A 21,250-nucleotide genomic window follows, 5' to 3' on the forward strand; every position below is an offset into this window, starting at 1 on the left:
GGTGCCAGGCACCAGTAACATATTTGTAACAATTGAGTGTAGTAGTATGTTATAATTGTGTTAACAATTTTGAAGGGACGATGGGTGGACAATGGAAATATAATCTTATTTCTTAGCAAACAATTTTCTGCGACGAATATCCGCAGAAGAAAATATTTTTTGCAAAATCGGAAATAGGATTAGTCTGCCCATTTTTCAATTCAAAACGCATTATTCTCTACAATATAGCTATTTTGTAGTGGTTTTTTGCGTATTCAATTAATGGTCAGCAATCCTTCCGATTCATGTCGGAGGGTTTTTTTTATCCCTCCAAAAGGAGATGATTGTATGACATTACATGGGAAATTAGTAGATATGTCTATCATATTTGGTGATAAGGTTATTTTAAAGAATATAAAAGCTGATATAGTAGCCGGTGCCATTATTGGAATTGTAGGAGGTAATGGAGAAGGAAAGTCCTCCCTACTTTCTGTACTAGCTAGTGAGACTATACCTTCAAGTGGACAAATTGAATGGTTCGGAAGTACACCAGCTATCAGTTATTTTAAGCAAGAGGACGATCAATTTAGTAATAATGACCTTGTAGGTGATGAAGAAGTATATTTTAGTAAATGGTCTGTACCACGAGAACGTGATTACACCGATCTGAGCGGTGGTGAAAAAATGAAGAGAAGGCTTTCTTACGTATTTGCTGAAAAATCACAGCTTTTATTGTTGGATGAACCGACTAATCATCTAGATCAAGAAAGCTTGTCATTTCTAAAAAAACAGATACATTCTTATCCTGGAACGATTATTTTAGTATCTCATGATCGTTATTTCTTAGATGAAGTAGCTACTTGGGTTTGGGAAGTCGAGAATAATAAATTAACAGTATATCCGGGAAACTACTCTGCATATCGGAAAAAGAAAGAAGAATCCCAGCTAACTCAGCAAAGACTTTATGATGCACAGCAATCTAAAATCCAACAAGTAGAGAAACAAATATCAGAGCTTCGTAATTGGTCGTCCAAAGCACACGCAGAGTCTACAAAACAAGAATTCAATAAAGAATATTATCGTGTTAAGTCCAAGAAAATGGACGTTCAAATCCGCTCCAAAAAGAAACGATTAGAACTTGAACTTTCCAAGAATACAATAGATAAACCCGAAGAGGAAAGAGAAGTATCTTTTTCAATCGAAGGGAGCAAGAAAAAAGGTAAACGAGTAATTGAAGCGAAAAACATGTGCAAAAGCTTTGGAGATCATCTACTATTCAAAAATGCGTCCTTTACTATGCAATCTCAAGAACGTATTGGAATTTTAGGCTCAAACGGAAGTGGCAAGTCGACATTTTTCCGCATGTTGTTAGGTGAGGAAACCGTTCAAGGTGAGCTATGGAAGTCAGAAGCTATGAATATCGGCTATTTACGTCAAACTGTATTCGACTTACCTGAGGAAAAAACACCTTTTGATTTTTTTGGTCCGACTGACTATGACACACGTGGACAAATTCAAACTCTTATGATGAATTTAGGATTCTCAAAAGATCATTGGTCTCGCCCCATTCACACGATGAGTATGGGAGAACGGGTAAAATTAAAATTAATGGAGTTTATGTTGGATCAAAAGGATGTTTTACTTTTAGATGAACCAACAAACCATTTGGATCTTCCTTCTAGGGAACAATTGGAGAAAACACTCTCCACTTATCCTGGAACCATTTTATTAGTCACACATGACCGTTACTTTTTAGAAAAGCTAACGAATAAACTTCTCGTTTTTGAAAATAAAACGATTCGAAAATTAGAAATGAGCTACAATGAATGGATGCATAAAAACGATGAATCACTACTTGAAAAAGATTTATTGAAATTAGAAACAGAACGACAAGCGGTCCTAGGAGAACTAAGCTATTTGCAGAAAAATCATCCTAAATACGGAGAATTGGACCAACAGTTTATAATGCTGACAAAGCAGATTAATGAGTTAAAGAAAAAATAACAATGGAAGAAGCTGTCCAATAAGTAAGAAAATCGTTGAAACGGCTCCCTTTCCGCGGGAGCATCTCCTTTTTCAACGATTTTCTAGAAAGGAAAAAGTAGAGTGTGGGAATTATTGAAGCTCCCCCTCTATTTTTTATTTTTATACAGATATCTATTGTTTGGAGAAGCATGTGCGTGACTCCTGCGGAAAAACGGGCTGCCAAGATCCCGCAGTGAGGTACGAGGGCACTGAAAAAGTGTTATTCTAATAAATTTTCTATCAAATAGTCCTAGGAGAATTTTGCGCTTTGGCATTCGCTTTCCGCGGGCGAGCTACGAGCCTCCTCCTTCGCTCTGCTTCGTGCGGGGTCTCGTCTGTCTCGCTTTCCCGCAGGAGTCTCATGCGTCGCGCTAAATTCTCTTAAATAAATACAGCAAATTGTTCCTACAAAAATACTAATTCGAGTTTTTCAGTGCTCTCGAGGTACGAGCGAGAAGCATGACAGTTCGTCCGTGGAAAGCGAGCGCATGCTTCGGAAAAAAACAGGATGGCTGACATAGGATGGGGCTATCCTAAAAATCATATTTCAATGATTTTTAGGACAGCCCCTTCTTTTTCTGTGTTGTATCCACTCAATTTTCGTCTCGTTTTGTCAATTTCCCGGGAAATATAGGAATGAAAGGTTATCTGAGATTTTACTTTCATTACGTTTTCGACATATGGACTACTAGGAGTGCATTTTTCTTTTAGTACACATATATCCCATTCATCATGCTCCCATCAATTGTATACATATCCTTTTCTAAGGAATCGTATACAGTCCAAAGCTTTACTAAGAGGTACTTGTATATATTAAATAAATTGAACAATTTTACTTAGCGGTAAACGTGATGACCCATATGCTGGTGCAGCTGCTTTGCCAATAGCAATGAGTGCAATCGGGAAAATATGTTCAGGTAATTCGAATCTCTCAGCAAATTTAACTTTGTCAAATCCGCCCATTGTTACAGTATCGTATCCCTTTTCTTTTGCAACTAACATCAATTGCATAGCAATAAGCCCAGCATCAAAAGTTGCGATATTTTTTCTCGTTTCCAATGAAGCGAAAGGATAAGTACGATTTGTATTGTTAATCATCATATCCTTCGTAGCCTCATCCATATAGCCTTCTGCTACATTTTGAGTGTAGATTTGTTCAACATTTTTATACATTTCAGCATTACCTAATACTGCAATAATTGCAGATGAGGTTTCTGCTTGTTCTTGATTGTTTGCTATTTCACGAAGTTCTACTTTTGTTTTTTCATCTTGAATGACAAGGAATTTCCATGCTTGAAGATTACTAGATGATGGTGCAGTTGTAGCCTCTTTAATAATATCTTCTAAATCTTTCTGTGAAATTTTAAAGTTAGGATCGTACACTCTAACTGATTTTCTAGCATGCATAATAGTATATAAATTTGAATCTTTTTCTGTCTACATATTATTTCCTCCTTAAACTTACTATAAGTAAGTTTTTTTACAAGAAAAAGCTTACCATTAGTAAGTTTATTCGTCAAATAAAAAAATTCTTTATGCTACAATAAAAGAAAACTAATGAATTAATGGAGGTTTTTTTATTGGATAAAACGAGTAATGACAATACATGTAGCCAATATTGTAGTAATTATCATCAAGCAATTGAATTCATAGGAAAACGTTGGATGGGAATGATCATTTACACACTATTATCTGGCTCTAAACGATATAATGAAATTCTAACGAACATTCCGGGAATATCTGACCGATTGCTTACAGAAAGATTAAATGATCTAGTTGATGCAAAACTGGTCAATAAAAAGTTTATTGATTCCTCTACAAAAAAAGTAGAATATGAGCTAACTGAAAGCGGGATTGCCTTCAAAGAAGTGATTGTTTCTTTGCAGAAATGGATTGAGATTTGTGAATTAGAAAAGCAATCATAAAAGGATGCAGTTACATTCATGTAATTCAGAATTAATTTCCTTCAAACATGTAATGACTACCCTCGATAGGTAGTCATTTTTCTATTTCAGTTGCTCTTATATTTACATTTATCTTAATCAAACATATAATATAATAAATCCAATAAGAAAAGTAGGTTTTAAAATGAAAACAATTCCAAAACCTCTAGTCATGGCAAATCAATGGACTATTGTTTTGTCTGTAATCATTGCTCTTATTTCGCAATCAGCGTGGATCTTATTCATTCCACTTTTCGCTAATCTGTTAAGCTTATTAACTGGATTTCACCCTGTTTTAGTTATAGTAAAACGCTTCTTATCAAAACCAGCAAATCAATATATACAAGAAGATTACGCTCAATTAAGATTTAACCAATGGCTGGCTGTTAGTTTCCTTTTCATTGCAAGTATCAGTTATTTATTTAATTGGGCAATATTATTTAATTTAGCTACAGTGATGGTTGGCCTAGCTGCACTCATCGCAATTCTAGGATTTTGTATTGGTTGCTTCGTACGCTTCCAGTATCAGCAATGGAATTATCGAAGAAAAAATTCAGCGACACAATAATAAAACAGCCTTTCCACAATTGGAAAGGCTGTTTATTCTATTCATCAAGAATGATTATTTAGTTTCTCGGTGAAGTGTTACTTTTTTCAAACGTGGACAGTACTTTTTCAGTTCAATACGCTCTGGATTATTTCGTTTATTTTTTTTCGTTATATAATTTCTGTCCCCTGTTTCTGTGCACGCTAACGTAATATTAACTCTCATACCTATACCGCCTCTCATAAATCGTAATTGTTACGCTTTAAATGATAAACAATTACTAAAATGATGTCAACTACTCATAGTTGAAATTAATTTTTAATATACTTGTGCTTTCTTCATCTAGTTTCGCTAGAGAACTCTCATCTCTATTAATAATAGTCGCCGTTCCATTTCCTTCAAACCATATGAAGTATTCAACTAATCGTTCCGGCATATTCTCTTCAACTTCCATAAACAATACTGCTTTTACATCTTCTTTTCTCGACATCTCTACTTTTACATTTTGTTCCCATTCAATCTGTTCAAATACCTGGCTTAATTCATTAAGAATATGTTGATCCGAGATAATCATTTCATCCTTATTTTCTTTTAAAACATCGACTCTAGTTAGTTTGCTCACAGACTCGTTTTCCGTGCAGCCAATTAAAAATAAAACAAAAACACTTAAGAGTGGCACCAACCATTTTTTCATGATAAACCCCTCCCTTAATTGTGCCGATAATCATATTTATCCCTAGGGACATCTAATTCATGACCATTAATTACAACGGTGGCATTGTCTAACCAAGATATATCCGCCGACTCTTCACGATAATTCCAGTAAATATTTTTCTTCTTTTTCTTTTCTTCATTAAATACTAGTTCACCACGGATTGCATAGTTCGTTGTAGCCCCTCCATCTGAGATATATGCTTTCAACGTATACTTCCCGTCTGGGGAGGATTCTTCAGTCAAAAATTCACCTGTAGGCAACCTATTCATATCAAAGAACGCCCAATAAACAACAAAACTTAATAGCCCACCGACCAGTAAAATGGGGAATGTTATTACTATAATCGTTTTCTTTGTTTTTCTCGTTATCAATTCAGCGTCTCCTCTTACCAATAAAGTAAATACCTAAAGCTGCAATAATCATAAATATAAAAGCCCATAAAATAATAGTAGGAAAACTTGTTTTCAGCATGTCTTTGATATTCCCGGCATATTCTCCATCTCTAGTTGCTTTTATGTAATAACCATTTTCATCTTCAACAGCAATTGCTGCATCTGTACTGACCCCAACGATGGAATAATACTTAGTCCCTTTCGGATAAACATTTGAGAAGTTGCCAGAATAGGTTCCTTCTATATCGGAATACTTCGTCACATGGCCGATTTCTTTCTCGACTTCATTTACCTTTTCATCCGTAATAACATACACATATCCATCCCAAACGACAAATGCATATGCCCAAGACGCAAGCGATTTACTTGGAAATAAAATCGACGAACAGAGCATTAAGACAACTGCATAAGTAAATAAATGCTTCGTCTTCAATTAATAATCACTCCTTTAAAGGTATTGGACGTTCTACCCATATTTCCGTTCCACTTTTTACTTATATTGGATTCAATTATATTCCAACTAAATCATCTGTTTTTCCAACTTAGCACTATTTCCATATCCTTAAAAAGAGAAAAGGTTGCCTCCAAGTAGCAAAACTACTCGTGAGACAACCTTTTTTCTCTATTATTCTCCTAAATCTACATTGTGGTAGACTTGTTGAACATCTTCTAAATCTTCCAAAGCATCAATCATCTTTTCAAATTGTGCTTGTGCATCTGCATCTAATGCGATGTCATTTTGAGCAAGCATTGTAAGCTCGGCTACTGTGAAATCTGTAACACCAGCAGCTCTCAATGCTTCTTGTACAGCATGGAATTGATCTGGTTCTGCATAAATAATAACAGAATCATCTTCGTCTAAAATATCACGAGCATCTACGTCTGCTTCCATCAGTAGTTCTAGCACTTCATCAGCGCTTTTTCCTTCGACTCCAATAACAGCAGTTGCATCGAACATGTAAGCAACAGAACCACTGACACCCATGTTACCGCCATTTTTACCAAACGCAGCGCGTACATCAGATGCCGTACGATTTACATTGTTTGTTAACGCATCTACGATTACCATAGAACCGCTTGGACCGAAACCTTCATAGCGAAGCTCATCATAGCTTTCTTCTGATCCGCCTTTTGCCTTTTCAATTGCTTTATCAATAATATGCCTTGGAACGCTGTATGTTTTTGCACGTTCTAATACTACTTTCAATGCTTGGTTCGAAACAGGATCTGGCTCGCCTTGTCTTGCAGCTACATATATTTCACGTCCAAACTTTGCATAAATACGGCTAGTATTTGCATCTTTGGAAGCTTTCTTTTCCTTAATATTATTCCACTTACGACCCATAAAGTCACACTCTCTTTCGATTCATTTTCTACTTTGAATTTATACTGTAGTATTATACATTAATTTCATATTAAGTAGCAAAAATAAATACATTAACTTCCATCGTACATTAATTGTCTGGATATAAATTTTGTAAAAATGTTATCGACTGTGTTATCAATTCTTTTAATACATCTACATCTATATCGTCCACTTTATTAATGTACACACATGCTTTTCCAGAAGTATGCTTCCCGAATCTATCTAGTATTGCTTCTCGAACCGTATCGCCTGTTGCAAAATACAAACTAATTTTTGCTTTGCGAGGAGAGAATCCTACTAATGGAGCATCTCCTTCATGACCCGTCGCATACTTGTAGTGATATGAACCAAAACCTATAATACTTGGTCCCCACATTTTCGCTTCAAAACCTGATGTCTGTTCGAATATCTCCAAGAGTTTATAGGCATCTTCCTTCTTTTTCGGGCTATCTACTCTTTCAATGAACTCCACTACATCATGATTCGTTTCTTTCGTCTTTTGTTCGTATTTAGCCAACTGTACTTCCTCCTTCAAAAAATAGTTTTTCTGCTTCTTCTAATATTCTAGCAGTGTTTTGTAAATCCTCTTATATAAAAACGAGCCTTTCTCGATTCATCGAAAAATAGCTCGTCCTAATTCTATTTAGGTGGTTTCACTAAGAAACCTCCGTTAAATCTAGTTGGCTCATACGAAATGATAAAAGCTTTAGGCGATAAAGACAAAATGTAGTCTCTAAGTTTTAATTCATTTTTTCGTTTAGCCAATACTTTCATACAAAGTCTTTTTCCATCTTTTCCATCCGCTACCCACGACGTTACACCGTAGCCCTTCGAACGAACTTGAATCGGAAGTTCTATTTCTAGGGAGTCAACAATTACATCAAATACTACGTAACCAAGTGCTAAGCGATTTTCAATAATGCTTCCACAATATACTCCGAGACCCCAACCAATACAATAAGCAACAATATTTAACGGTTCGTCCAGATTATCTAATACCATAGTTAACCCCATCAAATAGACAAACACTTCTGCCATTGATAAAAATGATGCTACTACTCTGTATCCTTTGATAACTAATATTAAACGTAGTGTAGTAAGTGTCATATATGCGACATTAATAACAATAATAAGTAAAATGATAGAATTCATATTCACTTCCACCTTTCTTTCGAAATCCCGTGGCTTCTTTCAAGTATCCAAATCATTATACAGTATTTTATTTGAAATGGTATTAAGTTGCTTTTTCTTTTGGATATAAAAATTGTGTGTTCTTATGCAAATGAAAAAACTTAATTGTATTCACTTTTTGCCCACACAAAAACACCTCCGAATTAAGCATCCGTCTACGGTATACTATTTCCGAGGGGGAAATTGTTTTTAGCATATAACTCTTCTCTATTCCACTAATTTCACAAAGAACCCACCATTGAATCTAGTGGGTTCATATGAAATAATAAATGCTTTTGGAGATAGAGATACAATATAATTCCTTAACTTCTGCTCATTTTTACGTTTAGCCAATACTTTCATACAAAGCCTCTTACCGTCTTTTCCATCTGCAGTCCAAGATGTTACGCCATACCCTTTTGCACGAACTTGACTAGGTAGCTCAATTTCTAATGAATCTACAATCACTTCAAATACAACATAACCAAGTGCTAATCGACTTTCAATAATACTTCCACAATATACTCCGAGACCCCAACCAATGCAATAAGCAACAATATTTAACGGTCTGTCCAGATTATCTAATACCATAGTCAACCCCATCAAATAGACAAACACTTCTGCCATTGATAAAAATGATGCTACTACTCTATAACCTTTAATAACTAATATTAAACGTAATGTTGTGAGTGTCATATATGTTACATTGATAATAATTATGAGCAAAATGATTGAATCCACATTCTTTTCCAGCTTTCTCTATTAATAATGAATTAAACAAAATCACGTTCCACTTCAAAGGTTTTCAGTTCATCGTATACAACTTCTTCTCCCTCAAAAGCTTTTAAATGATTCGTAATGTAAAACCTAGTTTCATCGGATTTCATAGTACTAGTTGATTCTAGTCTTGTTTGCCATTCTTTTCTTCCAACCGTTAATTTCCAATCACATTGCACATAAGCAGATAAAGGGTCCCCCTCTATAATTTTATAAACATTATGATTTTCACTGCCATATTCGAGTCCATTATAAGGAAGGCGTCGGCAGCCCTCATCAGAAAAATCATCTAAAATCCACTCATTTGTAATGGTATTATGTCTTATTTCTCTAGTTCGCCCTGCTTCTCTTAAAATCTCTCTATCCATTACTTCCGCTGTTTCAGGCTGTTCAAATGGTCGAATGTCTTGAACTTCACCTAATTTTGTGTAAACAGGCAGTAATATTTTAGAGTCTTTATCTTTAATGATTTGAATGATCGCTTCCTCTGCTGACGGCCATGCATGTGGCCAATACGTCGGAGAAACAGATACTTGAAGCTTGTGCCCACTAGGTACTTTATAGCCTATTGCATCTAACTCAATTGAAACTATAAATTCTTGATTTACCGGAACATCCTCAGGGAACTCGTCACTATTGCGATGAGTTAAATTTAATTGACCCCATGTAATTAGTTTGGATGTACCTTCTGGTGACAAGTCACTTAGTCGAATTGCTATATTTGCTTGTTTTTTATCACATAAAAGCTTCAATTGCACTTTGGGAAATCCTAAGATAGCGAATTCATCTGTTAACTCTTCACTAGTAAATGTAGTGGAAAGTCCATTTTCTATGTTTTGATCGGATGCCATATCTCCTTCTTGCCCAAATGGACAAAACACCCCTGCATATAACCCATGCTGTTGATGAGACTTCAGTTGTTCTATACTATTATTTGGCTGCTCTATTAACGTTTGGCCACCAAAATAATAGGTTATGTTTTCTACACTTTGTGTTGGCCAACTATTTTCTACAATCCACTCTCCTGGACGGGTATAGTAATCTGTTTTGGGAGGAACTGCATCTTGAATATATGCTCGGAAAATTGGCTCATCCATAATTCCATTATCTTCATCCTTTAACCATCGATCCCACCAACGAATACATTCTTGCAAAAAGCCAATTTGTGGCCCAGGAACTGCAACCTCTGGATATTCGTGTGCCCAAGGACCAATAAGCCCTTTTTTTGGCCCCTTCAAATTCTTCATTAATCGAAAGATGGCATTAGTATATCCGTCTGCCCAACCTCCTACGGCATATACAGGGATTTTTATGTCATCATAATTCTCACATACAGAACCGTGTTTCCAAAATTCATCTCTTCGTTGATGACGCATCCATTCCTCAACAAATGGAGGAGTTTTCTTTAAACGATCTAACCAATTTTCTCTCCATTTTTCTCCAACATGCATAGGATCAGCCGGGCGTGCATTATATACAAGCATCGTGGAAGCCCACCACAACATATCAGATGCGAGTAACGCACCACCTTTGTAATGCACGTCATCAGCATAACGATCATCCGTAGAGCATAACGTAATAATTGTTTTTAAGGCTGGATGCTGCCTAGCTGCCACTTGAAGACCGTTAAAACCACCCCAAGACTTTCCGATCATTCCAACAGAACCAGTTGACCATTCCTGTTTCGTTATCCAATCTAAAATTTCTAGTGCGTCGTCTTGCTCTAACTTTAAATATTCATCGTATAGAATTCCTTCTGAATCTCCGCACCCCCGAATATCTACCCGCACACAAGCATATCCATGACCTGCAAAATAAGGATGTCGAATCGAATCACGCAAAGCTGTAAATTCATTTTTACGATATGGAATATATTCTAAAATGACCGGAACCGGATTATTATAAGCTTCTTTTGGAATCCATAGTTTTGCAGATAATCTTGTACCATCTGACATTGGAATCCAAATATGATCTGTTACCTCCACTTCAAACGGAAAATCACTCTTAATAGATCTTGTACTTTCTCGAACATTAAAAACCATTACTTATCTCCCTCTTTCAACGGTTTTAAAATATCACCCGGATAATCTTGTTTTAACCATCGTATTAGTGATGTCGCAAGTAATAAGTAAATAATAATTACAGGTACGGATACAATAACTGCTGATGTTTGAATAACTTTTAAACCACCAATTAGCAATAAAGAAATTGCTAAAGCTGCTAAAATTGCACCCCAAAGCATACGGTGCCAACGCGCAGGCTCTTGATTTCCAACCAATTTCTTTGTTGCAATAGCAGATAATATATATGTCGCAGAATCTAGCGATGTTGCTAAGAAGATAAATCCTAAGACGATAAAGAATGGCATTACAAGCTTACTAAGCGGTAATGTTTTTAGAACTGCAACAATTGCAGCTGGACCCCCTTCATTATTTAAAACATCTGCAACATTTAACGTATCAGTTAATTGTAGATTTAATGTGTAACCTCCAAAAATTCCAAAATAAATCCAGCTTCCTAATGAACCCCAAAGTAAAATATGTGTAATTAACTCTCGAATCGTGCGGCCTCTCGAAATTCGAGCAACGAACAATCCCATAAATGGTGCAGTTGCTGCAAACCAAGCCCAGTAAAACACCGTCCATCCTTGAGGAAATCCACCTTTGTTTATCGGATCCGTTGAAAAACTCATCATTGCAAAATTTTGAAGCATAATTCCAAAACTGTTTGTAAAGTTTGATAGGATAAATAATGTTGGTCCGGCAATTAATACAAAAATTGCAAGTCCTAAAGCCATGTATACATTCCAATCACTTAGTTTACGAATACCTTTATATAGACCCATATAAGCACTAGCACAATAAATAATTGTCCATATTACAATGATAATAATACTTAGCATCATAGATTGCTGAACACCAAATACTTCACCAATTACAGCTGAAATCATCGGAACCCCTAAACCTAGTGAAGTACCAAGACCTCCTACTAGGCTCCAAATAACTAAAATATCAATAATCTGACCAACAATCCCATCCGCATGTTTTCCCAATATTCCCCTGCAAGCAGTACTGATTTTTAAAGAATGATTCTTTTTCACGAAAAATGAATAAGCAATTGTCACGGTTGGCATTGCATATAAACACCATGCAGATATTCCCCAATGGAACATTCCGTATGCAACAGCCCATCCTGCCGCTTCATTTGAGTTAGGCTCAATTCCAAAAGGTGGTCCCATATAGTAGTAAATTGGTTCCATCATAGACCAAAACATAATACTAGTTCCCATACCTGCACAGAAGAGCATTGCTCCCCAACTAAAAGTAGAAAATTCAGGTTTTTCATCACCTAATCTTACGTTTCCATACTTACTAAAAACTAACCACATTAACAGGACAAATAAACCAAATGTTAAAAATTGAAATGCCCAGTCTAACTTATAAGTAATATCTGTCATTAATGTGTTTAAAATTGGTTCGGCAGAATCCTGAAATATTACTAACAACAACGTTGCCGCAACTATGACAACTAAAGAAGACCAAAATACAAGTGGATCAATTTTAACTTTTCCCATTCCCTTTTCCATATAAATTACCCCTTCATTTATGGTATAATTAACCACGATTATTTTATAATCATGATTATTTTTATTACTCGATTATTTTAACATGGTACAATAGTATGTAGCAATATATTTTCAGAAAATTTATTTTACTAGATAGACAGGTGTGATTTGTTGAATGAATAAGAAAGAAATAAAACGCAGGAGAATGTGGACTTATTTTATAGATGCGACGGAAGAATTAATAAAAACGGAGGGATTCCAACAGGTCACTATACGAAATGTTGCAGAAAAGGCTGGGTATAATAGTGCTACTTTATATAACTATTTTGGAGAATTCTCTCATCTACTCTTTTTTGCATCTTTCAAGTTTTTGAGACCATATTTAGAAAAGGTAACAAAGGAAATGAAGAAGGAAGAAGATCCAATTCAGAAGTATATCGTTGCTTGGGAATGTTATAGTGAATACTCATTTAATAATCCTGAGATTTTTAATGCAGTATTTCTAATGGATTTAGGGGATCATCCTGAAAATTTACTTGATCGTTATTATGAGCTTTATCCCTCCGACTTATTAGAGATACCTGAGGAACTGCACCCACTCCTTTTTGATCGCAATATATCATCCCGAGGACGTTTTGCTCTAAGCGGAATTGTTGCAGCTGGAATTTTAAGCGAAGAAAAAGCAGAAGAGCTCAATGAACTCACTAATCTAGTATGGCAAGGGATGTTCTCTAATTTGTTAAATAACCGAGCATTTTATTCACCTGAAGAAGCACATGAAAGAACGATGAAGTATGTTAAGAAAATAATAAAATCAATAGTTGAAGAAAAGTAAAAGGAGCATTCCTGATGGAGTACTCCTTTTAGGTTATAATTCCTTTTCTAAAACAATTTTATGTGTCCCTTTTTCACTCGTAAAAGTTTCTATCACATTGAAACCAAACTTAATATTTAGTAATAACATTTCACGTCTCTTATTTCGAGAAATAGTCCGTATTTTAGTATATCCGAGTGATTTTACAAGGTCGTGTTGTTGTCGCATAAGATGGGATGCAATCCCTTTTCCTCGATAATCAGAATGTACTCCACCTAACCAACTGTAAAATTTCTGATTATCGATTTCACAACCAATCTTAAAGCCAACTACTTGATCGGCGTCTTTTGCTACAAGAATTAGTATATTTTTCTTCTCTTCTAACTTCTTTAATTCTAACTCTGCCCCATCAAAAACATGTTTGTGCAGTTTCAAAACAGAAGCCATTACAACAGGATTTGGTATTTCTTGAAAGTATTCGTATTCCATACTATCCGCCTCCTTTGCTTTTTATAGTAGACCAGAAGGAAATAGAAAAATTGCCTTATCCCGTTCAAATCTGCTTTAGATTTTAAATTTACTAACCATTTCATTTAATTGTTCAGCCATCTTAGCTAATGATTTAGAGGAACTATTAATCTCTTCCATAGAGGCTAATTGCTGTTCAGTTGACGCAGCAACCTCTTCTGAACTTGAAGCATTTTCTTGTGCAAATGCAGCAAGCTCTTCTGCAACACCAGAGACAGTTTCGATACTCTGTACTATATCTTGAACGGTAGACGTAATTCCTTCAATTTGAGGTGTAATACTTCTAGTTTTTTCGAGAATTTGTACAAACTTGTCTGCTGTTTCTGTCGTAATTTCCATACCTACTTTTGCGTTTGTCATTACTTCACCCATGTATTTCACGGATTGGTTTGAATCATTTTGAATACTAGTAATAATTTCTGCTATTAATTTTGTAGAAGAGAGAGATTGCTCAGCAAGTTTTCTTACTTCGTCCGCAACAACAGCAAAACCTTTCCCATGCTCTCCTGCACGTGCAGCTTCAATTGCTGCATTAAGTGCCAATAGATTTGTTTGGGCTGCAATATCATTAATTACATCTAATATTTGCCCTACTTCATTTGAACGCTGGGAAAGAGAAGAAATAACTTCATGAGACTTTTGGACAGAAGCATGAATATTGCTCATTTGATGTAAGTTATTTTCAACTATTTTATTTCCTTCTTCTGCTTCTTTAGAAGTTTCTCTAGCTACCTCTGAAACTTGGGCAGAACCATCAGCTATTTCGTTAATACCTTTTAAAACATCTTGCATCTCATTCGAATTTTTTTCTATTTTAGTAGTAGAATGCTCTGCTCCTGTTGCAATTTCTTCTATAGCAGAAGCAACATGATTCGTTGCAGCTGCAGTTTGCTCTGCACTAGCAGTAAGCTCCTCAGACGCTGCCGCTACCTGCTGTGATGTATCTGCAACTGTTTGAATAATTCCTCTAACTCCACTAATCATTTTGTTAAATGATGCTGTTAAAGCTCCAAGTTCATCCTTTGATTGATAGCTACCTTGAACAGTAAAGTCTCCCTCCTCCGCTTTAGAAAGAAGTTCTTTAAGTTCATTTGTTGGACTAACAATCATTTTCAGAATAACAAAACTGATAAATAATGTAACAACGATACTAATAGCAAATATGACAACTAATATAATTGTTGCGTTATCAATATCTTTCTGGTTTTGTTGATTAACTTCTTGTGCATATTCGATATTGGATTGTTGCAAAATTAACAACAGTTCGTCTAATGATTCTCTCTGTTGTTTTAATTCATTTATATAAACCTCATATGCTTTTGTATTCTCATTTTTCTCAGCATATGCAATCATCCTTTCTCTTGGTTCTTTAAATTCAGGTAGCATTCGATCATATTCAGCTAAAGTTTCCTTCTCACGATCAAGTAACTCCAGTTCTCTGTACTCATTTATTTTTGCAATTATAATTTTAGTAGAAGCATCTATATCTTCTTTCAATCGCGCATTCTCACTTACATCTTCAGTTAAAGTTAAACTCAATAAGCTATTATCAATAATTGCGAGTTGAAATCGTACATCACCAAGCCATTGTGTTGGTTTTAATATCTCGTTAAATACCTTTATTGAATTTTTTTCCATTTTCCCAAGATCTATAAGTCCTATGATACCTATACATGCTGAGGATAGCATACTAATTGCAATTAAGATTAACAATTTTTGTTTAATCTTTAAATTTTTTAAAAATCTCATTTTACTTTTCTCCCGTTCATAGAAACTATTATTTTTGTCAAATACTGAAGAGAATTATTAGGCAAAAAGGATTAAAAGACACATTTATCTTCCATTTTGAACCATATTTCACCTCACTATTTATTAATATTAAAACATAGCCTTATTAGTAAATAAACACTTTTTTATTGTAAAAAATAACATATTTAAGTCAAAAAAATGTATATTATACCAATGAGTGGGTTTTAAATTACTTTATTTTCATTTAGTGAGTGTATTTAGATCTATATAATAGTTAAAATATATCGACTTTCATTTATGTTTTTTTTGTAAATTTTAAGATTTTTTTTATCTTTGCAGGACTAAACAACCTCTATAGATACATCACTCTTAGTACTTCTTTTCCCCAAGGATATAACTCTAGCTTTTGCTCTCTTCCAGCTCTAAATTTTTCACCATTTTTTCATATAAGTAGAGCAATTGATTCAATTCTTCATCATCTAGTACACTAAATAATTCTAAGTATAATGCTTCTCCTACTTCTCTAGCTTCTTCAAGTAACGCCTCTCCTTTTGGGGTGATTTTCAGTAATACATTGCGGCGGTCTTCTTCATTGTATAGTCGCTCTGCATACTGTTCTTTCACTAGCTTAGTAGATGTATTTGTTATTGCACCAGGAGTGTACCCCAACGAGGTAGCTAATACAGTTTGTTTTTGAGGCCCTTTTTTTCTTAATTCCACTAATACGAGAATAGGAGACAGTCCAATGTTCCGATCAAATGCTTTTGTCCATCTAATAATTGCTTCGTTTGAAAATAACTCCATCGTTCTTATCACTTTAAAAATATCTGGTTTCATATGTATTACCTCCATAATTCCAATTGCTCCATTATCTATTTTAGCTTTTATCATAGAGTTTACTTTTTATAATAAGCGCGGGATACAAGTAACCCAACTACTCCTAGAACAATGAATAAAAGTGCTTTAACTGCAACAGACACAAATGAAATATCAAATAAAATAATTTTCGCTAATGTAAAAAATAGAATACCTACACCTACGTATTTCCCTTGCTGCAATGAAAAGCGGCGACTTAATAACATCAATAGAATTGATACAGTAATCCATAGTGTGCTAGTAAAAACTCGTTCCATATTACTTCCTATTTCTCCTGAAAATAGAACAGCAATCATATGGAAAAAGTATAAAAGTAAACCTCCAACATATGTTACACCAATATTTAAAACGATGTGTTTTTGTTGTTTGTCCATTGTCGCTAGCAAGTAAATTCCGTAGCTCGTTGCTATAATAAATATAATCCAATGCAGCATCCCCCACGAAATCCAATTATTAATTGGTTGGAAGAATACATAAAATACTGCGATGATGTAGGTAATCCCACTAAGAATTGAGTGTAAGATATGGTTGAACTTCCTATATACAAGAAAGTAAATGACACTCAATCCAATTATGCCTTCTATCAATAAATTATCTATAAGAAGCTGCATAAAATTCAGCAAAGCTATTGTTCCATTTGCTATAAAAATAGGTGTACGTATCAAATCCTTTTGATACATGTACAGGCAAATTCCATAAACAAGTGCAATGACTGCTACTGTAATTGATGCTTCATTTTCAGTCAAAATAATTCGAATCCACATTGTAGTGAAAAGCATAATGGAAAAAAGCATATATGCCTGGTCTTTTAACATGTGCTTTGTCTTCAAAAAACAAATCAATAATACACTATGTTGTACAAATATCGGTAAAACAGCAATCCATTTTAATCCTTCCGGTACATTCGTAAAAATAAAGAATACTAATAACGCTATTTGTAAAAAAGCGACAGAAACATAGAATAAAATTTTATATTTATACCGGAGTGCAATCCACAAAAAAAGTGTGAATAGTATTGCTTCATAGAAAGAAAACACAGGAATGTTTGTAAAAGTACTTTTTATTAAAAATGGCACAAAAACTCCACCTACTGTGGAAACGATACCAATACCTTGTGATTTGTACTTATATGTTAAAAACAATCCTAATGAAATCCAAATGACATTTAATACAAATGATAGGACAGGCCCAGTTATATTATAAAGTTGATGCATAGCAAAAGTAGTCAACATTAAAATTGGGATAGCTCCACCTAAAAGCATTTGCCCTAAAACATTTCGACTTTGTTTTATTTGCCATGCACCTAGACCAATTAATGCACCTGCAACCACATATCCAAGTACAACTTTTACTTGTTCATTTAAAATACCGTAGTCTGAGACAGCCTTGAATGCCCAAACAATACCGACAATAAAAACAATTATAAATAAAGGTGGGAGGATTTTCTGAAAGATAAGAACATCCCATTCAATTGATTTTTTATCGTGTTGTTTATTATGTATGATAGTTTCTTGAGACGGAACAATTGAAGCTTTCACTTGTAACGCTTCTTCTAAAAAGCGAACGCGCTTTTCCAAATATTCCACTCGCTTTTCTAAAGATTGATTCTCCGCCATTTTAGCCCTCCCTTTCTGTTTCCACTATTCATAGTATTAGACATATATTGTAATTATCCTTTAAACTTTGGCTTTTACCAATTGAAATAGAAAAAGAGCTATCACCTGAATAGCTCTTTCAGAAGGTAAACAGACTCGATAAAATCGGTTTGCCTACATTTTTTCCTTATAAAATAGAACGAAGACTAATTGAGTCCGGAAAAAGCCACTCGCTTTCCGCGGACGAATCGCCAAGTCTCCTCCTCGCTTCGAGGCACTGAAAAAGTGTCATTCATATAAATTATCTATCAAATAGTCCTAAGAGAATTTAGCGCTTTGGCATTCGCTTTCCGCGGGCGAGCGACGAGCCTCCTCCTACGCTTCGCTTCGTGCGGGGTCTCGTCTGTCTCGCTTTCCCGCAGGAGTCTCGCGGCTTTTTCCTACGTATAGATTCAAGGATTTGCTATCCAAGATGGCCAGAACCAACCAAAATGAACGTGATTAAATAGAGTGGTTACGTCCTTTTACATATAGAATGAAACCTTATTGATTCCAGAAAAAGTCACTCGCTTTCCGCGGGCGAATCGTCAAGTCACCTCCTCGCTTCACAGAGGGCACTGACAAACTGTCTATTTTTAGAATAAATGCATTTTTCATTTCTAGAAAATCGTTGAAAAAGGCGACACTCCTGCGGGAATAGCGTTAGTCGAAGACCCCGGAGCAAAGCGAGGAGGCTGAGGCAACGCCCGCGGAAAGGGAGCTATTTCAACGATTTTCTTATTAATTGATTTATTGGACAACCCCATGTGGCAAAGTTGGGTTATAGCGACTTTTCAGTGTCCTCGCTTCGCTCGTGCTGGTGCCTTGACGCTCCGTTTTTCCGCAGGAGTCTCGCGGCTTTTTCCTCCAGAGCCGCTAAGCGACATGTCCAACATTCCCGCAATATCTTCAATCTGATGAGCTATCAACTGGATAGCTCTTTATGTTCTAGCTTTGCTTTTTCTAAAAGTGCATAACAGCCCTCTAGCACAAGATCATACGTTTCTTGGAAATCTCCTGTGTAATAAGGGTCTGGCACGTCTTTTCGATGATCAGATAAGTCTAAAAAACGTAAAATTTTCGGATGATCCGGCTGACCAAGCATTTGTCTAATATTACTCACATTGCTTGTATCCATACCAACAATATAATCAAATTTCTCAAAGTCCTCTTTTTGCAACTGACGTCCAGCAAGACCTTCTGAAGAAATTTTGTATTCCTTTAGCTTTGCAACCGTGCCTCTATGCGGTGGATCTCCAATATGCCAAGAACTTGTTGCAGCAGAGTCTATATTAATTTGATTGCTTAATTTTTCATTTTCTACTAAATGTCTAAAAACTGCCTCTGCCATAGGAGAACGGCATATATTTCCTAGACAAACAAATAACACATGAATCATCCTATAACATCCTTTCTTACTTTGCTGATTTTTCGTATACCTTGATTGCCCCCCCAGAAGGTCCGTAAGTTAAACACGTATTAGTCCAACCATATTTCTCATAATATCCTTCTAAATCACTTGATAAATACAGTTTTTCATAACCAAGTTGAGAAATCATTTGTAATCCATGTTGTAAGAGCTGTTCACCAATAGAATTGCCTCTATATGCCGGATCTACGTATAAACATCCTAACCATGGAAACAAATCTTGACGACTATTAATATCATTTCGAAGTAATGCGTATGTCCCAATAATTTTCTCATTTTCTAATGCAATATAAAAACTTGGAATGGAATCACTCGTATTTCCAGAATGGCGAATGCAATCCTCATAAAATTTGAAGTTACTTTCACTACCCCATTGTTCCCAAAATACTTTAACTGCTTCATCAAATAACTCTGGTCTTTGTTGAATCTCTATAATCTCCATTTTATATCCCCCTAAAATATCATTTTATAATTGCTTTGTCACAAATGCTCCTATACCAACAAAAAAATATATTATCATCATATACACAATTAGCATTCCTGTTTCGATTGACTCTACACCCATTGCAAATAGAACTAAAAGGAGTGCACCACTACCAAACAATACTATGTACAGGGAAATAGAAAAATACTTTTTCATCAATGTTATAGTACGTTCATCTACTTCTGGGACATTACCATTACGTTTTTGACGCCATTTTGAAAGGAATAGGAAAACCATAAATCCTCCTAAAGCCCCTATTACTATCGGCAAGAACAACTCAAAGTTATAGGTTCCATCTTCACTTCCAATGATATATATACCAAGTAAGCCACCAATTATTATTGACCCTACAACAACTGCATAAATAATTATTTCAGTTCGTTTCTTCATACTTCATCCTCCTCTAAGTAGAACAATTCTTCGATAGGAACACCCAAATATTGAATAAGCTTTAGAGCAAGCTCTAAACTAGGATTGTATTTATTATTTTCAATTGCCGTTATTGTTTGCCTCGTTATTTGCAAATCCTCCGCCATCTGTATTTGGGTGATTCCTCTTTTCAAACGGATTTCCTTAATATGATTAATCACCTTTGTCATTAACTACGTCCCCCTGATGCATATGTAAAGATATCTTTACATTGATGCTATACTAAAAAGACCTTAATGTAAAGATATCTTTACATTAAGGTCTTTGTTTATTTATGAGTTTTTTCATTAATTAAAGGAAATAATCGAAATTTTACTTCTCCTAATAATGCCTCTTCAGAGATGAATCCAAAAATTCTACTGTCATAACTTTGCAATCGGTTGTCTCCCATGACAAAATAATAACCTTTAGGGACTTTAGTTTTACCTGTAATCTGTTCCAATGAGAAGTCTTCTGTTAACTGCCCGAATAATAAATCTTTTTTCTTCATTTGTAAATAAGGTTCTTCATACAACTTTCCATTTATATAGAGAACATCATCTTTCACTTCAATTTGATCTCCTGGCAGACCAATCACTCTTTTTATATAGTTGTCTTTCTTATCCGGAGATTTGAAAACGATAATATCAAATCGACCAATTGTGCTTGTTTTACTAATTACTACTTTGTTATTGTCTTCAAAAGTCGGAGACATTGACTCTCCCTTTACGGTTATTGGTGAAAACAAAAACTGTCGACATACGAAAACAAGGATGAATGCAAAAATAATTGTTTTAATCCAAGATACGAGTTCTTTTTTATTATTTTCTTTCATTTAAGCACTCCTTT

At 35.1% G+C, this 21,250-nt stretch carries 24 protein-coding genes; 4 read left to right on the forward strand and 20 right to left on the reverse strand.

Going from position 1 to position 21,250, the window contains the following annotated elements; genetic code table 11:
• The first annotated feature begins 327 nt into the window (after window positions 1–327).
• Window positions 328–1,983 carry a ribosomal protection-like ABC-F family protein gene (gene abc-f, locus FG384_RS01250; protein WP_142640736.1) on the forward strand — a complete coding sequence of 552 codons (1,656 nt, stop codon included), beginning with the start codon at window positions 328–330 and terminating at the stop codon, window positions 1,981–1,983.
• 834 nt (window positions 1,984–2,817) lie between these two features.
• Here abc-f and FG384_RS01255 read toward each other — a convergent pair.
• Complete coding sequence (locus tag FG384_RS01255; protein WP_142640737.1) at window positions 2,818–3,411, reverse strand: nitroreductase family protein; 594 nt, start codon at window positions 3,409–3,411, stop codon at window positions 2,818–2,820.
• 173 nt (window positions 3,412–3,584) lie between these two features.
• Between FG384_RS01255 and FG384_RS01260 the strand changes: the two genes are divergently transcribed.
• Window positions 3,585–3,929: a winged helix-turn-helix transcriptional regulator gene (locus tag FG384_RS01260; RefSeq protein WP_240793312.1), complete on the forward strand. Its 345-nt coding sequence runs from the start codon at window positions 3,585–3,587 to the stop codon at window positions 3,927–3,929.
• A 163-nt stretch (window positions 3,930–4,092) separates the two neighbouring features.
• The gene (locus FG384_RS01265; RefSeq protein WP_142640739.1) at window positions 4,093–4,515 is read left to right on the forward strand and encodes a DUF4395 domain-containing protein; all 423 of its coding nucleotides are present in this window, start codon (window positions 4,093–4,095) and stop codon (window positions 4,513–4,515) included.
• Between the two features lie 54 nt (window positions 4,516–4,569).
• Here the strand turns inward: FG384_RS01265 and rpmG are convergent, their stop codons facing one another.
• The 10 genes from rpmG to FG384_RS01315 all read right to left on the reverse strand — a co-directional run bounded on the left by rpmG (window position 4,570) and on the right by FG384_RS01315 (window position 12,500).
• Entirely contained in the window at window positions 4,570–4,719 is a 150-nt protein-coding gene (gene rpmG / locus FG384_RS01270; RefSeq protein WP_142640740.1) for a 50S ribosomal protein L33, read from the reverse strand.
• A 70-nt stretch (window positions 4,720–4,789) separates the two neighbouring features.
• Complete coding sequence (locus tag FG384_RS01275; RefSeq protein ID WP_142640741.1) at window positions 4,790–5,188, reverse strand: hypothetical protein; 399 nt, start codon at window positions 5,186–5,188, stop codon at window positions 4,790–4,792.
• A gap of 14 nt (window positions 5,189–5,202) precedes the next feature.
• Complete coding sequence (locus FG384_RS01280) at window positions 5,203–5,580, reverse strand: DUF5412 domain-containing protein (RefSeq protein ID WP_142640742.1); 378 nt, start codon at window positions 5,578–5,580, stop codon at window positions 5,203–5,205.
• Window position 5,581: 1 nt separating this feature from the next.
• Window positions 5,582–6,034, reverse strand: coding sequence for a hypothetical protein (locus FG384_RS19970; RefSeq protein WP_205961724.1), 453 nt, complete (start codon window positions 6,032–6,034; stop codon window positions 5,582–5,584).
• 192 nt (window positions 6,035–6,226) lie between these two features.
• Complete coding sequence (locus FG384_RS01290; RefSeq protein ID WP_142640743.1) at window positions 6,227–6,946, reverse strand: YebC/PmpR family DNA-binding transcriptional regulator; 720 nt, start codon at window positions 6,944–6,946, stop codon at window positions 6,227–6,229.
• 109 nt (window positions 6,947–7,055) lie between these two features.
• Window positions 7,056–7,484 carry a DUF1801 domain-containing protein gene (locus FG384_RS01295; protein ID WP_142640744.1) on the reverse strand — a complete coding sequence of 143 codons (429 nt, stop codon included), beginning with the start codon at window positions 7,482–7,484 and terminating at the stop codon, window positions 7,056–7,058.
• Between the two features lie 122 nt (window positions 7,485–7,606).
• Window positions 7,607–8,119, reverse strand: coding sequence for a DUF2179 domain-containing protein (locus FG384_RS01300; protein ID WP_142640745.1), 513 nt, complete (start codon window positions 8,117–8,119; stop codon window positions 7,607–7,609).
• A gap of 246 nt (window positions 8,120–8,365) precedes the next feature.
• Window positions 8,366–8,878, reverse strand: coding sequence for a DUF2179 domain-containing protein (locus FG384_RS01305; RefSeq protein ID WP_142640746.1), 513 nt, complete (start codon window positions 8,876–8,878; stop codon window positions 8,366–8,368).
• Window positions 8,879–8,910: 32 nt separating this feature from the next.
• A complete protein-coding gene (locus tag FG384_RS01310; RefSeq protein ID WP_142640747.1) occupies window positions 8,911–10,956 on the reverse strand; it encodes a CocE/NonD family hydrolase in 2,046 nt (681 codons plus the stop codon).
• Window positions 10,956–12,500 carry a BCCT family transporter gene (locus FG384_RS01315; protein WP_240793313.1) on the reverse strand — a complete coding sequence of 515 codons (1,545 nt, stop codon included), beginning with the start codon at window positions 12,498–12,500 and terminating at the stop codon, window positions 10,956–10,958. Before FG384_RS01315 ends, FG384_RS01310 begins: the two co-directional genes overlap by 1 nt.
• A gap of 154 nt (window positions 12,501–12,654) precedes the next feature.
• Here FG384_RS01315 and FG384_RS01320 point away from each other — a divergent pair, with 154 nt between their 5' ends.
• Entirely contained in the window at window positions 12,655–13,314 is a 660-nt protein-coding gene (locus tag FG384_RS01320) for a TetR/AcrR family transcriptional regulator (RefSeq protein ID WP_142640748.1), read from the forward strand.
• A gap of 33 nt (window positions 13,315–13,347) precedes the next feature.
• Here the strand turns inward: FG384_RS01320 and FG384_RS01325 are convergent, their stop codons facing one another.
• The 9 genes from FG384_RS01325 to lepB form a co-directional block, all read right to left on the reverse strand.
• Window positions 13,348–13,782: a GNAT family N-acetyltransferase gene (locus FG384_RS01325; RefSeq protein WP_142640749.1), complete on the reverse strand. Its 435-nt coding sequence runs from the start codon at window positions 13,780–13,782 to the stop codon at window positions 13,348–13,350.
• A 75-nt stretch (window positions 13,783–13,857) separates the two neighbouring features.
• Window positions 13,858–15,570 carry a methyl-accepting chemotaxis protein gene (locus tag FG384_RS01330; RefSeq protein ID WP_142640750.1) on the reverse strand — a complete coding sequence of 571 codons (1,713 nt, stop codon included), beginning with the start codon at window positions 15,568–15,570 and terminating at the stop codon, window positions 13,858–13,860.
• Window positions 15,571–15,969: 399 nt separating this feature from the next.
• Entirely contained in the window at window positions 15,970–16,407 is a 438-nt protein-coding gene (locus FG384_RS01335) for a MarR family winged helix-turn-helix transcriptional regulator (RefSeq protein WP_142640751.1), read from the reverse strand.
• Between the two features lie 59 nt (window positions 16,408–16,466).
• Window positions 16,467–18,062 carry a DUF2339 domain-containing protein gene (locus tag FG384_RS01340; protein ID WP_142640752.1) on the reverse strand — a complete coding sequence of 532 codons (1,596 nt, stop codon included), beginning with the start codon at window positions 18,060–18,062 and terminating at the stop codon, window positions 16,467–16,469.
• Between the two features lie 943 nt (window positions 18,063–19,005).
• Window positions 19,006–19,479, reverse strand: a complete 474-nt coding sequence (locus FG384_RS01345; RefSeq protein ID WP_142640753.1) for a low molecular weight protein-tyrosine-phosphatase — start codon at window positions 19,477–19,479, stop codon at window positions 19,006–19,008.
• A 16-nt stretch (window positions 19,480–19,495) separates the two neighbouring features.
• Window positions 19,496–19,951 (reverse strand): GNAT family N-acetyltransferase, encoded by a 456-nt coding sequence (locus tag FG384_RS01350; RefSeq protein WP_142640754.1) that lies wholly within the window; start codon window positions 19,949–19,951, stop codon window positions 19,496–19,498.
• A 24-nt stretch (window positions 19,952–19,975) separates the two neighbouring features.
• Window positions 19,976–20,383 carry a hypothetical protein gene (locus tag FG384_RS01355; RefSeq protein ID WP_142640755.1) on the reverse strand — a complete coding sequence of 136 codons (408 nt, stop codon included), beginning with the start codon at window positions 20,381–20,383 and terminating at the stop codon, window positions 19,976–19,978.
• Window positions 20,380–20,592 (reverse strand): helix-turn-helix transcriptional regulator, encoded by a 213-nt coding sequence (locus FG384_RS01360; protein ID WP_142640756.1) that lies wholly within the window; start codon window positions 20,590–20,592, stop codon window positions 20,380–20,382. Before FG384_RS01360 ends, FG384_RS01355 begins: the two co-directional genes overlap by 4 nt.
• 98 nt (window positions 20,593–20,690) lie before the next feature.
• On the reverse strand, window positions 20,691–21,236 hold the full coding sequence (gene lepB / locus FG384_RS01365) for a signal peptidase I (RefSeq protein ID WP_142640757.1): 546 nt from the start codon (window positions 21,234–21,236) through the stop codon (window positions 20,691–20,693).
• Window positions 21,237–21,250: the final 14 nt, after the last annotated feature.

The organism is Psychrobacillus vulpis, from assembly GCF_006861825.1.
GTDB classification, from domain to species: domain Bacteria; phylum Bacillota; class Bacilli; order Bacillales_A; family Planococcaceae; genus Psychrobacillus; species Psychrobacillus vulpis.

Bases quoted from the DNA above. Each gene is read 5' to 3' on its own strand.
- FG384_RS01255 (WP_142640737.1), bottom strand. From the start codon at position 3,411: ATGCATGCTAGAAAATCAGTTAGAGTGTACGATCCTAACTTTAAAATT.
- FG384_RS01340 (WP_142640752.1), bottom strand. From the start codon at position 18,062: ATGGCGGAGAATCAATCTTTAGAAAAGCGAGTGGAATATTTGGAAAAG.
- FG384_RS01350 (WP_142640754.1), bottom strand. From the start codon at position 19,951: ATGGAGATTATAGAGATTCAACAAAGACCAGAGTTATTTGATGAAGCA.
- FG384_RS01335 (WP_142640751.1), bottom strand. From the start codon at position 16,407: ATGAAACCAGATATTTTTAAAGTGATAAGAACGATGGAGTTATTTTCA.
- FG384_RS01330 (WP_142640750.1), bottom strand. From the start codon at position 15,570: ATGAGATTTTTAAAAAATTTAAAGATTAAACAAAAATTGTTAATCTTA.
- FG384_RS01290 (WP_142640743.1), bottom strand. From the start codon at position 6,946: ATGGGTCGTAAGTGGAATAATATTAAGGAAAAGAAAGCTTCCAAAGAT.
- FG384_RS01355 (WP_142640755.1), bottom strand. From the start codon at position 20,383: ATGAAGAAACGAACTGAAATAATTATTTATGCAGTTGTTGTAGGGTCA.
- FG384_RS01360 (WP_142640756.1), bottom strand. From the start codon at position 20,592: ATGACAAAGGTGATTAATCATATTAAGGAAATCCGTTTGAAAAGAGGA.
- abc-f (WP_142640736.1), top strand. From the start codon at position 328: ATGACATTACATGGGAAATTAGTAGATATGTCTATCATATTTGGTGAT.
- lepB (WP_142640757.1), bottom strand. From the start codon at position 21,236: ATGAAAGAAAATAATAAAAAAGAACTCGTATCTTGGATTAAAACAATT.
- FG384_RS01315 (WP_240793313.1), bottom strand. From the start codon at position 12,500: ATGGAAAAGGGAATGGGAAAAGTTAAAATTGATCCACTTGTATTTTGG.
- rpmG (WP_142640740.1), bottom strand. From the start codon at position 4,719: ATGAGAGTTAATATTACGTTAGCGTGCACAGAAACAGGGGACAGAAAT.
- FG384_RS01320 (WP_142640748.1), top strand. From the start codon at position 12,655: ATGAATAAGAAAGAAATAAAACGCAGGAGAATGTGGACTTATTTTATA.
- FG384_RS01310 (WP_142640747.1), bottom strand. From the start codon at position 10,956: ATGGTTTTTAATGTTCGAGAAAGTACAAGATCTATTAAGAGTGATTTT.
- FG384_RS01265 (WP_142640739.1), top strand. From the start codon at position 4,093: ATGAAAACAATTCCAAAACCTCTAGTCATGGCAAATCAATGGACTATT.
- FG384_RS01275 (WP_142640741.1), bottom strand. From the start codon at position 5,188: ATGAAAAAATGGTTGGTGCCACTCTTAAGTGTTTTTGTTTTATTTTTA.
- FG384_RS01300 (WP_142640745.1), bottom strand. From the start codon at position 8,119: ATGAATTCTATCATTTTACTTATTATTGTTATTAATGTCGCATATATG.
- FG384_RS01325 (WP_142640749.1), bottom strand. From the start codon at position 13,782: ATGGAATACGAATACTTTCAAGAAATACCAAATCCTGTTGTAATGGCT.
- FG384_RS01345 (WP_142640753.1), bottom strand. From the start codon at position 19,479: ATGATTCATGTGTTATTTGTTTGTCTAGGAAATATATGCCGTTCTCCT.